This window comes from Dysgonomonas sp. (assembly GCF_035323175.1).
Taxonomy (GTDB): Bacteria; Bacteroidota; Bacteroidia; order Bacteroidales; family Dysgonomonadaceae; genus Dysgonomonas.
The window spans coordinates 566,401-581,404 of the sequence record NZ_DAOKYH010000001.1 but is presented as its reverse complement, the minus strand read 5'-3'; the positions used below and the strand labels follow the sequence as shown (position 1 = coordinate 581,404).

Below are 15,004 nucleotides of genomic sequence, written 5' to 3'. Positions count from 1 at the left end.
GAGAAGACTGAGGATATTAAGAGAAAATGAAAAAATCGACAATTTGGATACTCGCAGCAATAATGGCTGTAGCATTCTTTGGTCTGTTGTATTTACAAATAACCTATTTACGCGAATCAATAAGATTGAGGAGCGATCAGTTTAATGAAGCGGTAAACCGTAGTTTGGCTCAAATTTCAAGAAATTTGGAACTCGATCAAACAAAAAAATATCTGGATGAAGCGTTCATTGAAACACAGAAGAAGGATGCAGCGGCTTACAATCGCTCTATGGCATTAAGAAATCAGCCACAGGAAGAAACTGTTACACAGCAGCAAAGAACAAAGATGACAGCACCCGACGGTACAGTCATTTATATGGAACACAATGTGACTACGGTACAAACAACACCGCCTAAACAGGTATTCCAGTCGCCTAAAAGCGGCACTAATGCGATCTCAAAAACATTCTTCGACCTACAGGAAGAGCAGATAAAGAGATACCTATATGAAAAAGATATCATGAATGATGTCTTGAACAGGATATTCAAATCGGCAAGTGATGTGCCTATAGAAGAAAGAATAAACTTTAAAGATCTGGAGACTAAGATAAAGAATGAATTAAAAAACAATAATATAGAGTTACTTTTCCAGTACGAAGTTGTAGATAAAAATGATAAGCCGGTTTATAGGCAACCTCGTTTTCTGGATAGAGACAAGAAATATGCATATCAACAAGTACTATTTCCGAATGATCCGCCAAATAAAGTCACCTATCTGAAAGTTTACTTTCCCGATAAAGGACACTATCTATCAAGCGAGGTATCATTCTTGTATCCGGCCATAATATTTACTTTTATCTTGTTGGTTACATTTATAATAATAATATACATTACATTCCGACAAAAGCGTTTATCGGAAATGAAGAATGACTTTATGAACAATATGACCCACGAATTGAAAACACCGGTATCGACTATATCTTTAGCCGCCCAGATGTTAAAAGACGGGGCTATTACAAAATCACCCGAGGTATTTAAACATATATCCGGGGTAATAAACGACGAAACGGAACGATTGAGTTTTCAGGTAGAAAAAGTTCTTCAGATGTCGCTATTCGAAAAACAAAGAGCTACACTAAAACTCAAGGAACTGGATGCCAATGACATTGTAGTAGGGGTTGCAAACACATTTCAGATCAAAGTTGAAAAATTTGGAGGAAATCTCGATATCGATCTAGAAGCTACCGAATCGGCTATCGAAGCAGACAAGATGCACATTACAAATGTGTTGTTCAATTTGCTCGATAACGCCGTGAAGTACAGAAAAGAAGATGTTCCTTTGCAACTGATGATTCGAACGTGGAACAGCAATAATAAATTGTACATCGCTGTAGAGGACAATGGTATCGGAATAAAAAAGGAATATGTAAAGAAAATATTCGAACGGTTTTATCGGGTATCAACAGGTAACAGACATGATGTCAAAGGTTTTGGACTAGGACTTGCATACGTAAAAAAAATAATAGAGGATCATAAAGGAACAATAAAAGCCGAGAGTGAGCTGGGGAAGGGCACCAAATTTATAATTTGCCTGCCTATAATGAAGAGTAAAAGTTAGTTAAGCAAAATAAACTGTAAATAAGTAAGTTATGGAAGAAAAATTGAAACTGTTTTTATGTGAAGATGATGAAAATCTTGGTATGTTGCTAAGAGAATATCTTCAGGCCAAAGGGTACGACACAGACCTCTACACCGATGGTGAGGTTGGATACAAAGGCTTTGTTAAAGAAAAGTATGATTTGTGTATATTGGATGTTATGATGCCTAAAAAAGACGGTATCACTCTTGTGAAAGAGATCAGAGCAATCAATACAGAAATACCTATCATATTCTTGACAGCCAAAAATATGAAAGATGATATTCTGGAAGGATTCAAAGCCGGAGCAGACGATTATATCACGAAACCGTTCAGCATGGAGGAACTTGTTCTTCGTATCGAAGCAATCTTCCGTCGTGTGAAAGGTAAAAGAAGTAAAGAACAACAGCTTTATCAGTTTGGTAATATGAACTTTGATACTCAAAAACAAATTTTGACGATCAATGGAGAAAGTACTAAACTTACAACAAAAGAAGCAGAACTTCTTGCTCTATTGTGTGCTCATGCTAACGACATTCTGGAAAGAAATCATGCCCTAAAGCAAATTTGGGTGGACGATAACTACTTCAACGCTCGTAGCATGGATGTTTACATCACTAAATTGCGTAAGCTATTGAAACCTGACCCAAGTATTGAGATCATCAATATACACGGTAAAGGTTACAAACTGATAGCTCCGGTAAACGAAGAAGAAAGCGCAGAGTAATAAATGCAATTATATATGAGAGGCTAATGATAGATATGATCATTAGCCTTTCTTTTTTAGTAATTCTATAACCTTTGCAAGAGGCAGCAAAAGCATTTTCTACACCAATCCAAAATAATAGTATTGATAAGTGAATTAAGAAGTAAAGTATGTCTTTTTAACTCATACTTTTTTTATTTGTGCATTATCAGTGTCTTATATTTCATTTTTTTACTAATTTTGCACCCTGAATTGAATTGCTTATATAAATTATAAATATTGAAAATGAAAGCATTTGTATTCCCAGGGCAAGGAGCTCAGTTTGTAGGAATGGGTAAAGACCTTTACGAAACATCTCCTGTTGCTAAAGAAATGTTCGAAAAAGCGAATGAGATTTTAGGTTTCCGCATAACAGATTTAATGTTTAACGGTACTGACGAAGATCTCCGTCAGACTAAAGTTACTCAACCGGCTATTTTCCTCCATTCGGTAATATTGGCTAAAACAATTGGCGATGAATTTAAGCCAGATATGGTTGCGGGTCACTCTTTAGGAGAGTTCTCTGCTTTGGTTGCTGCCGGCGCCATGTCTTTCGAAGATGGTTTAAATCTTGTTTATAAACGTGCTCTTGCTATGCAGGAAGCATGCGAAATGAATCCTTCTACAATGGCAGCAGTGTTAGGATTGCCAGACGCTAAAGTAGAAGAAATATGTGCATCTATCAAGAACGAAGTAGTTGTACCGGCTAATTATAACTGTCCCGGACAGGTGGTAATATCAGGTTCTAATGCAGGTATTGATGCTGCATGCGAATTGTTACTTGCTGCCGGAGCAAAAAGAGCTCTTAAGCTGAAAGTAGGAGGAGCATTCCACTCTCCATTGATGGAGCCTGCAAAAGTAAAATTGTCGGAAGCTATAAACAATACAATTATCACAGTTCCTACATGTCCTGTATATCAGAATGTGTCTACAGTAGGAGAAACAGATCCTGCCGTTATAAAGGACAATTTGATCGCACAATTAACAGCACCTGTAAAATGGACTCAATCTGTTGAACATATAGTTGCAGACGGAGCTGTTGAATTTGTGGAACTTGGACCGGGTAATGTTTTACAAGGTCTTGTAAAGAAAATAGCACCACAGGTATCTGCAACAGGCAAGCAACAATTGGTTAGCTGCATTTAAAAAAATAAATCAAAATGGCTTTTTTTTCAGGAAATAAACAAGCCGACGATCAAGATGAAACAGCGAAGAATATTTTTCTGTTCGAACTCGTTCAGAAAAATATTCTTGTTACAGGATCTAACGGACAGTTGGGAAATGAGATAAGACGAATATCGGCTAATCATGAAAACAACTTCCGTTTCTTCTTTACAGATGTAGCAGAGTTAGACATCACTGATCTTAAGGCTGTAGATTCCTTTATAAAAGAAAATAATATAAAGTATATTATCAACTGTGCAGCTTATACAGCTGTGGACAAAGCAGAGGATGATGTAGATTTATGTTATAAAATCAACCGTGATGCTGTTGCCAATTTAGGGCTGGCAGCAACAAACAACAATGCTAAAGTTATACATATATCCACAGACTATGTGTATGATGGAACAGCAAACAAACCTTATGTTGAGACTGATACGGTAAATCCTCAGTCTGTATATGGTAAATCGAAGCAAGAAGGCGAAGCTGAATTATTGAAAGCTTGTGCTGATAGTATTATCATACGAACAGCATGGTTGTATTCCATTTTTGGGAACAACTTTGTGAAGACAATGATAAAACTAGGCAAAGAGCGCGAAACACTAAACGTTGTAGCCGACCAGAGAGGAACACCTACCAATGGAACAGATCTGGCCAAAACAATTGTAAAAATACTTGATTTCAGTGAAGCAAACGGATTTAAACCCGGTATATACCATTACTCCAATGAGGGGGATACTACCTGGTACGATTTCACATTAGCAATCCACAAAGAAGCGGGTATCAATACATGCAAAGTGAACCCTATAACGACCGAACAATATCCGGTAAAAGCCACAAGGCCTAAATATAGTGTACTGGACAAAACCAAGATAAAATCTACATTCAACCTTACTATCCCTAAATGGGAAGAAAGTTTAAACAATTGCATCAAAGAATTGTTATCTATTTGAACTTAGTTAATTTACAATCACATTCTAGCTACTAAAATGAAAAAGATTTATCTTTTCAGTTTTATATTTTTGGTCACAATCGTATCCTGTCAGAATAAACAATCTGAAAATAAGCAAGCTCAGTTGGATACATTAAATGTTGAGCTTTCAGAAACCCAGTTGAGCAATAAGGCCGATAGCATGGATCTGACGGATATCGCCAGACTGACCGAAAAAGAGTATACCGATTTACAGTTGTTCAACGTTAAAGGTTTAGAAGGTTACAGTGCCGAAGATTTATCGATGGGGCGTATTTTACTGGCGAATGAGAATGGCAAAATATTAACCGTCCTAGTGATAACAGATGGTGAAATAACCGAATATTTGTTAAGCTACGACAAAAGCGGAAACCTGCAAGATAATTTGCTTGTCGCTTACGAAGATATGGTAGAGTATTACAGCGAAGTATCATCAAAGATAAATAGTAAAGAGATTATTGTTCAGACTATAAATTTCACCTATAGCGACAACGATGATGACCAAGTGGAAAAATCAGATACTGCTTTTGTGAAATATCAAATTACTCCTGAGTTTAAATTTATAGCAAATTAGCATATCCAATATTAAAGAATAAATCAACAGAGGTTTTCGTACAAAGAGAACCTCTGTTTTTATTTATAGGCAATAACATTAAGCTCTGAGATTTGACTATAGATATCAGAACCTTGTATTTTCTAATTATTAAATTGTCTTATATTAAGGATTGTTAGAGCCTGATTAAATTTTGCTCGTTCCAATATTTAGAGCTATTTTCAGGATGATTTATTCTTTTGAGAAACGATAATAGCGGGTATTGGAGTTGAATAAAATGATAAATCGGACAAAAGAGACTAAAAATGAACGAAGAAAATTCGTGGAAAATTTAAACAGGCTCTTAGTATTATTGAATAAAGAAAAAGGTGACAACAAATAATATACTTAAAAGTGTTACTTTTGTTACTTTTTCTGTTTAATTTGTTTTATATATGGAAGTTAAGAGAAAAGGAGCAAAATCCTTAAAAGATATACCAGCCGAAGTATTGCAACAACTGAATCTGGGTACGATAGAGTCTGTTAATCTGACAGAGTGGCTGGCTGTTGACCAAAAAGAGCTTTTGAAAAACGTTTTGCCGGAGAAATATGCGACGGCTTGTTTATCAGACCTTGAAGTGTTGGAAAAAGCGAGTACAATGCAAACGATACGCAGAATCGGGGAAACGCTTTTGAGAGAAACGCTTCAAGAAACAGATAAGACGCTGTTGAAAGAACTTAAAAGTCACATATCCGATAATGTACGCTGTTGGGCTGCCTATATGATAGGCTTAGATAAATCAATATCTTTTGCGGATAAATTGGAAGCAATCAAAGGTTTTGCCGCCGATGGTAATTTTGGGGTAAGAGAGATTGCATGGATGGCGGTTCGTGAAGATATGGATCGCAATATAGAAAATGCTATACCGATATTGTTAGCATGGACTAAGGACAAAGATTATAACATTCGCAGATTTGCATCAGAAGCTATACGTCCGAATGGGGTATGGAGCAAACATATCGAAAAACTTAAGCAACAGCCCGAAATTGCTTTGCCAATTTTAGAAGCACTAAAGTCGGACTCTGAAAAGTATGTACAAGATAGTGTAGGCAATTGGTTGAATGACGCAAGTAAAACCCGTCCCGATTTTGTAATTGAAGTTACAAATAAATGGGAAAGCAATAATCCGACCAAGGAGACGAAATATATAATCAAGAAGGCACTTAGAACGATTAATAAAAAATAAGAGATTAACAATGAAAAGAACTACATATAATATACTCATTATATTATTGTTTCTGAATATCCTTTCGCTGAAAGGACAAGAGTCGATAGTCCCCGATTTGCAAAAATTGTATGAATATACAGACTCGCACTTTGTTGATCTGAGAGCAAAACAGCAACCATTGATCGGAATCTCTGCAAGCCGCACAAGCAACGGAGGATCGAGCGTGCCCGGAACATATATAGAAGCTATTCTCAAGGCCGGAGGACAACCTCTTATTATCCCTGTGATGACAAAAGGAACAGTACTGAGAGATATTGTAAAGGATCTTGACGGATTAGTAATGACCGGCGGTGAAGATTTCAACCCACTATACTATAAAGAACAGGTGATCCCGGATATGAATGACATAGATTCTATCCGTGACATCTATGATTTAGTACTTTTAAAGTTGGCGACAGACCGCAACATCCCGGTATTGGGGATATGTAGAGGAGAGCAGGCGATCAATGTTGCTTTTGGAGGAACACTCTATCAAGACATTCCCACACAGCATCAGAATAAAAGCGTAAAACACAGGCAAAGTGAGCCTAAGGAAATTGGAACACATAAAGTCTCTATTGCAGAAGAATCTCAATTGAGTAAGATACTTGGAAAAACAGAAGTATTTGTCAACAGCTTCCATCATCAGGGTGTAAAAGATGTGGCTCCCGGATTCAAATTGGCAGCAACAGCACAGGATGGCATCGTGGAGGCAATAGAAGCCTATCCCGACAGAAGAATAATCGGTGTACAATGGCATCCCGAAGGACATGTGGCCGGGGGAGATACTACGATGCTGAAATTCTTTAAATTCATAGTTTCTGAAGCCGAAACTTTCCGAAAGGCAAAAGATCTGCATAAACATATATTTTCTATTGATACCCATTGCGACACTCCTTTAGAATTCAAAAAAGCAGGATTCGATATCGGAAAAAGAGAAAACAATCAGGTGAATATTTCGAAGATGGAAGAAGGCATGCTAGATGCTATTTTCTTTGCTGCATATACGGCTCAAGGAAAACGGGATAAAGTTTCATCGCAGGCTGCCGTCGACAAAATAGACGGATTGATAAAGGGTATCCATTCACAGGTAGAGAAAAATAACGATATCTGCGAAATAGCTTATACGCCAGATGATCTTGCTAGAATAAAAAACGCAGGTAAGAAAGCCATTTTCATAGGAATAGAAAATGGTTATGGAATAGGGAAAGATATTGACAATATTGCCCGATTCAAGAAAATGGGGGTAAATTATATTACGCTTTGCCATACCAAAGACAATGATATATGTGATACATCGAGTGATACTACACGTGAATGGAACGGGTTAAGCCCCTTTGGCAAAGAAGTAATAAAAGAAATGAACAGACAGGGAGTCATGATTGACATATCGCATGCGAGTGAAAAGACTTTTTGGGATGTTATCAAACTCTCTACTCAACCTATTATCGCTTCTCATTCGTCAGTACAAGCACTATGCTACCATGACCGAAACCTTACAGACAAGCAAATGCAAGCTTTAGCCAAGAACGGAGGAGTTGTGCAAATATGTTTGGTAGATCTCTTTGTGAATAAAGATCGGAAAAAAGCATCCCTGTCTGATGCTATAGAGCATATCGATTATGCCGTAAAGGTCGCCGGAATAGATCATGTAGGCATTGCTTCCGACTTTGACGGCGGTGGCGGGCTTATTGGCTGCAATGGCAGCAATGATATGATTAATATTACGATGAAGCTTTTAGAGAAAGGTTACTCGGATGAAGATATCGCTAAAATATGGGGAGGAAATTTCCTTAGAGTTATGGCTACCGTTCAAAAAGAAGCAAAAAAGTAAATTGCAATAAATAGAACTGCCTGAAAGGATTTTATCTTTTAAACACGAGAAGTTTCGCTTCGTTCAGGATGACAAAGAAGAGTAAGTTATTTACTTCCTTTCAGCCAGTTCTACTTAGTATCTAATTGTTCAAATATTTTTCAAGAACTCACACAAAGCCTTTGTAGCTAATGCTCTGTGACTTACGTTATTCTTCACTTCTGACCCTAATTGGGCAAATGTTTGATCGTATCCATCAGGTTGAAAAACAGGATCATAACCAAACCCCGCGTCTCCCCTTTCTTCGGTGATAATACTACCCTTCACCTTTCCCTCGAATAGATATTCTTTGCCATCCAATATCAATGCGATCACAGTTCTGAACTGCGCTTTCCTGTTAGTAGTACCATCAAGCTCTTTGAGCAGCTTTTTCATATTTGCCTTCGAATCATGATCCCCTCCCGCATAACGGGCAGAATATACTCCCGGAGCACCGTTCAAGGCTTCTACTTCCAGTCCGGTATCATCTCCGAAGCAGTCATAGCCGTATTTATCTTTTACGTAGCGGACTTTTATCAGAGCATTTTCCTGCAATGTCTCTCCCGGTTCTTCAATATCTTCATGGCAGCCGATATCTTTTAGGCTGAGTATATCAAAACTGCTTCCAACAACTGCTTTTACTTCTTCGAGCTTATGACTGTTGTTGGTAGCAAAAACTAATTTTCTTCTCATTTCTTATCTTTTGAATTATAGGCCTCTAAAGCTTTTTCTAATACAGTAAGCGCCTTCGCTAAATCTTCTTTATTAAGTACATAAGCAATACGTACTTCATTTTTACCAAGTCCCGGTGTAGTGTAAAAGCCGGAAGCAGGAGCCATAAATATAGTTTGTCCTTCGTATTCGAAATCGGACAAACACCATGCGCAAAAATCGTCAGAATCTTCTACCGGCAATCGGGCAACGGTATAGAATGCGCCCATAGGTATAGGTGAATATACTCCCGGAATACGGTTTAGCCTATCGATTAAGAACTTCCGTCTCTCTACATACTCTTCGTATATGTCGCGTATATATTCCAAAGAAGCATCCAGAGAGGCTTCCGCTGCTATCTGACCGATAAGAGGCGGACTAAGACGAGCTTGACACAACTTCATTACAGTTTTGCGAAGCTCCTTGTTCTTGGTAATCAAAGCACCGATGCGGATACCGCATTCGCTATACCGTTTCGACACAGAGTCGATCAGTACGACATTCTCCTCAATTCCAACAAGGTGACATGCCGAAACATAAGGTGAATTGGTATATATAAAGTCACGATACACTTCGTCTGAAAACAGATAGAGATCATATTTTTGCACCAAATGTTTTATCTGGTTCATTTCTGTACGAGAATACAGGTAGCCTGTCGGATTATTCGGGTTACAAATAAGGATACCTTTAGTCCGCTCATTAATAAGCTCTTCGAATTTCTCTACAGGAGGTAGTGCAAACCCCTCATCAATGGTAGAAGACACAGTACGGATAACTGCTCCTGCCGATGCTGCGAACGCCATGTAGTTGGCATAAGCGGGTTCGGGAACTATGATTTCATCTCCGGGATCGAGACAAGCCAAGAAAGCGAACAATACGGCTTCTGAGCCGCCTGTGGTAATAATGATATCATCGGGAGATACATTAATATTATATTTTGCATAATATCCTATCAACTTTTCACGATAAGAACGGTAGCCATCGCTGGGACTATATTCTAAGATCGTGCGGTCTATATTCCGAATCGCTTCGAGAGCTTCTTCCGGTGTCGGTAGATCGGGTTGACCGATATTCAGATGGTAAACTTTTAGACCTCTAGCCTTTGCAGAGTCTGATAAGGGAGCCAATTTTCTGATTGGCGAATTTGGCATATCTATTCCTCGTTGCGAGATACTTGGCATAATCGAATATATTATTTATACAATTTTACAATGAAGCACAAATATACGAATTATAGGAAAACTTATACCCGGAATGCAAAAATAGATTTTTGGTTCTGTGAGTTAGATATATACAACGTTATGCATTGAATATCAAACAATGTTAATAATCTTATTCTATTCAAACAACAAAAAGGCCGGTATTTATCAGAAAAAGAAATATATTTGCTTTTCACATAGTGGAAGACCCAGACAAAATTGTCATATATCATATAGGGAAGTAGAATTGACTCGAAACGACCCTATCAAAAGCAATGTAAAAAAGTGGAGCTTATTCAAGAGACAGTGAGGTTAACAGATAAAGAAACTCACGAAGCCCTGTTCAAAAGGTGGTATGAACCTTTATGTAAATACGCTTATAGTATTCTCAAAGATCAGTTCGAGGCAGAAGATGCCGTTCAGAAAGTATTTTTTAAACTATGGGACGACCGCCTCAATACGAGTATAACCGTATCAATAAAGTCTTATCTGTATATGGCTGTGCATAATATCTGTCTGAACCGAATTAAACAGATGAAGGTGCAACAGAAGCATAATCAACAAATAGCCTTAGAAGAACCGGTTGAGCATAACGAAGTATATGAAAGCATTGTAGAAAAAGAACTGAATTATAAAATCACTATGGCGATAGCACAATTACCACCCCGATGCAGAGAGGTATTTGAACTTAGCCGATTCGAAATGATGAGCTATAAGGAGATTGCTCAAGAACTGGCAATCTCTCCAAACACTGTAGAAAATCAAATAGCTAAAGCACTGAAGCTCTTGAGAGAAAACCTGAAAGAATTTATTTCGGTCGTAGTGTTATATTACTTAATAAAACTGATTGAGCTATGGTAACGAATGACACAGACAGATTATTAGCACGATATTTTGCAGGAGAATTAACTCCTCAAGATAGAATACGCTTGGAGAAGTGGCTTGCCGAGTCGCAAGAGCACGAAGACTATTTCTTTGAGCTCACTTCGCTTTATCAAAATATGGGAACGGGCGAATACCCTCCCTTCGATGTACAAAAAGCGATTGAAATACTAGAGGAACATATAAATAAAACCTCTCTAAAGACGGTATCTCACAAAAGGAACAAAAGAAAGCCTCTAGCTTGGATAATAGGTGCAGCTGCTGCTGTAGCGATACTATTTTTCATCTTCAACAGAAAGCAAGACAATCCGATTACTACCATTACTGAGAAAGGGTTGTATTCTTTTGCTGACAGCACAAGAATAAACTTGATAGAAGGTGAAGTCTCCTTTAGTAAAAATGGCACAAGAGATACAATCTATCTAAAAGGTAAAGCTTCCTTTGAAATGAATTCGAAAAAAGCAGAAAGCAAAATTGTGAAAGCAGGGAATATATATGTGAAAGATATCGGTACTAAGTTTACAGTTGAAGCAAATACTCCCGACTCTGTTTATGTGAGTGTTACCGAAGGCGAAGTCTTGTTTTATTCGGACAGCAACATCGGCATAAATCTTAAGATGAGTCAAAGCGGATATTACTTATCTAAAAACAAAAAATTCTATAAGGAAACAATGAGAGGTAATTTCCAGTTCAAAGGGACAACTCTAAGCGAAGTTATCAACCAACTAAATACATTCTACGGACAACAGATAGAGCTAAAAGATAAAAGCGTCCAAGATCTTCCTATTACAGTAACATTCACAAAAGAAGATTTGTCTACCATACTGGATGTAGTAGCTATTACATTAAACCTGAAAGTAGACCACATAGGCGATGGCTATACAATCGAATAGGCGAAGATCATAATTAAAGTCGAATGAAGAAAATAATATTTATATCATTATTTATCCTTATCACTGCTAGCTTGCACTCTCAGAAAATGGTAAACATAAAATTGCAGAATGAGAGAATAGGGGTAGTGATGAAACTTATAACCCAACAAACGGGGGTCGAATTTTCGTACAACCCTAAGGTTGTGGATACGCATAAGAAGATTTCTATCAATATTGTCAACAAAGAGGTAACCGAGGCAGTATACATATTGCTGCACGACAAATATTTTTTTTATATTATAAAAGGTAAATATGTAATAATAACATCAGCCAAAGCAACCCCTAAGGGAATCGCTAACTATGAACCAATTACAGAAGACGATAAAAATATTATAGATAGGAGTAGTGGAAACACCCCGCATAGTGGTCTTAGTAGTATAGGAAATAACAAAATCGCTGATGAGCGGATAGAGAAAGGGCTTCCTTTAACTATAAACAACAAAAAAATGAGACCATTATGTTAAAAAGAATCGCAGGAATTTTCACGCTATATTCGAGAAGAAGGATAGTGACTATAATTAATGCACATTTAGAGTTAATTCATCGAGAAAAAATATGCATTTATCGATTTCAACTTGTTGGTTAATATGATCTGGTCTAACTTTGCATTATCAAAATCATATCCTTCTTTTGTTAAATCCCGAATGAAGGAATATAATAAACATAGATTTTAATGGTTCTATTTTCTAAAACCACTAAGATCTGAATAGATAAAAACTTATACATTAATATAAACAAATTGAACTTTGTTTAAAAATTTAAACCTACTTATGTTAGTACATGCAAATCTTTTACCCAAAAAGACTTGGGTTTCATTTCTATGGCTTTTACATTTATTTATAATTCCGGTTTTAACAAGTGCACAAACCTATAAAATTAGCGGGACAGTAGTTGACTCTCGTACAAAAGAAACACTGATAGGAGTTCCAATTATAATAGAAAACCGAAATGGCAGCGGTGTATCGTCAGATGAGAATGGGAAATATGCCCTCACTCTTCCGAAAGGAGAATACACATTAAAGGTTGATTATATCGGCTTCGAAAAAAGAACCTTGAAGATTTCTCTTAACCAAAATATAAAAAAAGATATCGAACTTGTACAAACTACAATTGGTTTGAGTGAAGTTGTTGTATCTGCCGAGCGTCCCGATGCAAATGTATCCGCACCACAAACAGGGATTGAGAAAATGGAGATACAAACAATAAATAAGATTCCGGTTCTACTCGGAGAACGTGATATCATAAAATCGATACAGTTAATGCCCGGAGTACAAGGTGCCGGAGAAGGCAGTTCAGGGTTTTATGTACGCGGGGGTAGTGCCGATCAGAACCTTATCTTACTGGATAATGTATCGCTCTACAATGCATCCCATCTGATGGGTTTCTTCTCTACGTTCAACTCGGAAGTATTACGTGATGTAACGCTGTATAAAGGAGCTATGCCGGCGCAGTACGGAGAACGCTTGGCATCAATCTTAGATGTTCAACAACGTAATGGTGACAATCAGAAATATCATGTAGCCGGTGGCATCGGGCTTATTTCATCTAATGTGAATGCCGAAGGGCCTATACAAAAAGGGAAATCATCTTTCCTGATAGGGGCAAGACGCACCTATGCCGATGCATTGGCACGTATGTCGGGAATAGAAGATGCAAAAAATGCTTACCTGTATTTTTATGACCTGAATATGAAGTTGAACTTCGCCTTGTCTGATAAAGACCAGATATCTATTTCTGGATATTTGGGACGAGACAAAATGGTATTAAAAGATGCAGCCGAGGTGAACTGGGGAAATAGTTTTCTGATAGCTAACTGGAGTCATACTTTCAATAACAAATGGACTTCTCGTACATCACTATCTTATAATCAATACGATTACTACTTTGGGATGGAAGTAGGAATGAACTTGAATGGAACAGCTAAAATCAAAGACTATGGTTTAAAGCATGAGTTTATCTTTCAGCAAAGTAAAAACAGCCAATGGCGCTTAGGTGTCAGCTCTACATACCATGATTTGGCTCCCGGAAACTATAATCTGGACTCGGAGCAAAAAAATTCGGTAGATCTGCATCATCGCTATTCATCCGAAAATGCAGCTTACATATCCAATCAGATCAAGATAACTGATAATCTGGAGGTGGTATATGGACTTCGTGCTTCGGCATTCTTGGCGTTGGGGAAAGGACAATATTATACGCTAGATCAAGATAATAATGTACTAGATAGCACATGGTACAAATCGGGAAAAGTAGTAAAAACATATATAAATCTCGAACCTCGATTTTCAGCTGCTTACAAACTGAATGAAGTATCTTCGATAAAAGCTGCTTATGCACGCACAACACAGAATATGCACTTACTGTCATACTCGGCACAAGGCACACCCTTCGACCGTTGGACATCCAGCTCCAACAATGTAAAGCCACAGATAGCAGATCAAGTGTCGCTCGGATACTTTAGAAACTTCAATGATAATATGTTCGAATTCAGCATCGAAGGTTATTACAAAGATATGAGAAACCAGCTCGACTTCAAGGACAATGCCGACATAGAAGGATATGACGTTATAGAAACAGAGCTGCTATCGGGAAAAGGAAGAGCATACGGGGTAGAACTTTCGCTGAAGAAGCGTCAGGGAAGGCTTACGGGGTGGATAGCATACACTCTTTCGAAATCGGAGAAAAAGATTGACGGCATAAATGAAGACAGATGGTATAATGCATTCCAAGATCGCACGCATGATTTATCAATTGTGGGAATGTACGAACTCAATCCGAAATGGTCGTTATCGGCTGCTTGGGTATTCTATACAGGGAATGCGATTACTTATCCAAGCGGAAAGTATCAGGTCAATGGTAAAGATGTAATGTACTATGCAGAGAGAAATGGCTACAGAATGCCTAATTATCATCGCCTCGATCTAGGTGCAACCTGTCTCCTAAAGAAGACCTCTAAATTTCAGTCGGAATTGGTATTCGGTCTATACAACGCTTATGGACGAGAGAATGCTTATATGATTCAATTCCGTACCAACACGAAAGATCCAAGCAAGACAACAGCTTATCAATATTCACTATTTACATTTGTTCCATCTGTTTCTTGGAACTTCAAGTTTTAAACTAAAAAAGCAGGAAA

Annotated in this window: 13 protein-coding genes; 11 read left to right on the top strand and 2 right to left on the bottom strand. The window is 37.7% G+C overall.

Annotated elements, in window-relative coordinates; all coding sequences use genetic code 11:
• The first annotated feature begins 26 nt into the window (after positions 1–26).
• From PKC55_RS02475 to PKC55_RS02445, 7 genes are all read left to right on the top strand, one after another.
• Positions 27–1,598: a sensor histidine kinase gene (locus PKC55_RS02475; RefSeq protein WP_252638951.1), complete on the top strand. Its 1,572-nt coding sequence runs from the start codon at positions 27–29 to the stop codon at positions 1,596–1,598.
• 31 nt (positions 1,599–1,629) lie between these two features.
• On the top strand, positions 1,630–2,343 hold the full coding sequence (gene rprY / locus PKC55_RS02470) for a response regulator transcription factor RprY (RefSeq protein WP_006842944.1): 714 nt from the start codon (positions 1,630–1,632) through the stop codon (positions 2,341–2,343).
• Between the two features lie 264 nt (positions 2,344–2,607).
• On the top strand, positions 2,608–3,507 hold the full coding sequence (gene fabD, locus PKC55_RS02465; RefSeq protein WP_291128529.1) for an ACP S-malonyltransferase: 900 nt from the start codon (positions 2,608–2,610) through the stop codon (positions 3,505–3,507).
• Positions 3,508–3,521: 14 nt separating this feature from the next.
• Positions 3,522–4,475: a dTDP-4-dehydrorhamnose reductase gene (gene rfbD, locus PKC55_RS02460; protein ID WP_291128531.1), complete on the top strand. Its 954-nt coding sequence runs from the start codon at positions 3,522–3,524 to the stop codon at positions 4,473–4,475.
• A gap of 36 nt (positions 4,476–4,511) precedes the next feature.
• The gene (locus tag PKC55_RS02455; protein WP_135105115.1) at positions 4,512–5,066 is read left to right on the top strand and encodes a hypothetical protein; all 555 of its coding nucleotides are present in this window, start codon (positions 4,512–4,514) and stop codon (positions 5,064–5,066) included.
• A gap of 413 nt (positions 5,067–5,479) precedes the next feature.
• Entirely contained in the window at positions 5,480–6,271 is a 792-nt protein-coding gene (locus tag PKC55_RS02450; protein ID WP_291128954.1) for a DNA alkylation repair protein, read from the top strand.
• Between the two features lie 10 nt (positions 6,272–6,281).
• The gene (locus PKC55_RS02445; RefSeq protein WP_291128956.1) at positions 6,282–8,126 is read left to right on the top strand and encodes a membrane dipeptidase; all 1,845 of its coding nucleotides are present in this window, start codon (positions 6,282–6,284) and stop codon (positions 8,124–8,126) included.
• Between the two features lie 129 nt (positions 8,127–8,255).
• Here PKC55_RS02445 and PKC55_RS02440 read toward each other — a convergent pair whose 3' ends face one another.
• A complete protein-coding gene (locus tag PKC55_RS02440; RefSeq protein ID WP_291128959.1) occupies positions 8,256–8,837 on the bottom strand; it encodes a non-canonical purine NTP diphosphatase in 582 nt (193 codons plus the stop codon).
• Entirely contained in the window at positions 8,834–10,036 is a 1,203-nt protein-coding gene (locus PKC55_RS02435) for a pyridoxal phosphate-dependent aminotransferase (RefSeq protein ID WP_006842951.1), read from the bottom strand. The genes PKC55_RS02440 and PKC55_RS02435 overlap by 4 nt, the downstream gene beginning before the upstream one ends.
• 303 nt (positions 10,037–10,339) lie before the next feature.
• Here PKC55_RS02435 and PKC55_RS02430 point away from each other — a divergent pair, with 303 nt between their 5' ends.
• The 4 genes from PKC55_RS02430 to PKC55_RS02415 all read left to right on the top strand — a co-directional run bounded on the left by PKC55_RS02430 (position 10,340) and on the right by PKC55_RS02415 (position 14,987).
• The gene (locus tag PKC55_RS02430) at positions 10,340–10,915 is read left to right on the top strand and encodes an RNA polymerase sigma-70 factor (protein ID WP_291128962.1); all 576 of its coding nucleotides are present in this window, start codon (positions 10,340–10,342) and stop codon (positions 10,913–10,915) included.
• The gene (locus tag PKC55_RS02425) at positions 10,909–11,829 is read left to right on the top strand and encodes a FecR domain-containing protein (protein ID WP_291128964.1); all 921 of its coding nucleotides are present in this window, start codon (positions 10,909–10,911) and stop codon (positions 11,827–11,829) included. Before PKC55_RS02430 ends, PKC55_RS02425 begins: the two co-directional genes overlap by 7 nt.
• A gap of 23 nt (positions 11,830–11,852) precedes the next feature.
• Positions 11,853–12,332, top strand: a complete 480-nt coding sequence (locus tag PKC55_RS02420; protein ID WP_291128967.1) for an STN domain-containing protein — start codon at positions 11,853–11,855, stop codon at positions 12,330–12,332.
• A gap of 306 nt (positions 12,333–12,638) precedes the next feature.
• Complete coding sequence (locus PKC55_RS02415) at positions 12,639–14,987, top strand: TonB-dependent receptor (protein WP_324371694.1); 2,349 nt, start codon at positions 12,639–12,641, stop codon at positions 14,985–14,987.
• Positions 14,988–15,004: the final 17 nt, after the last annotated feature.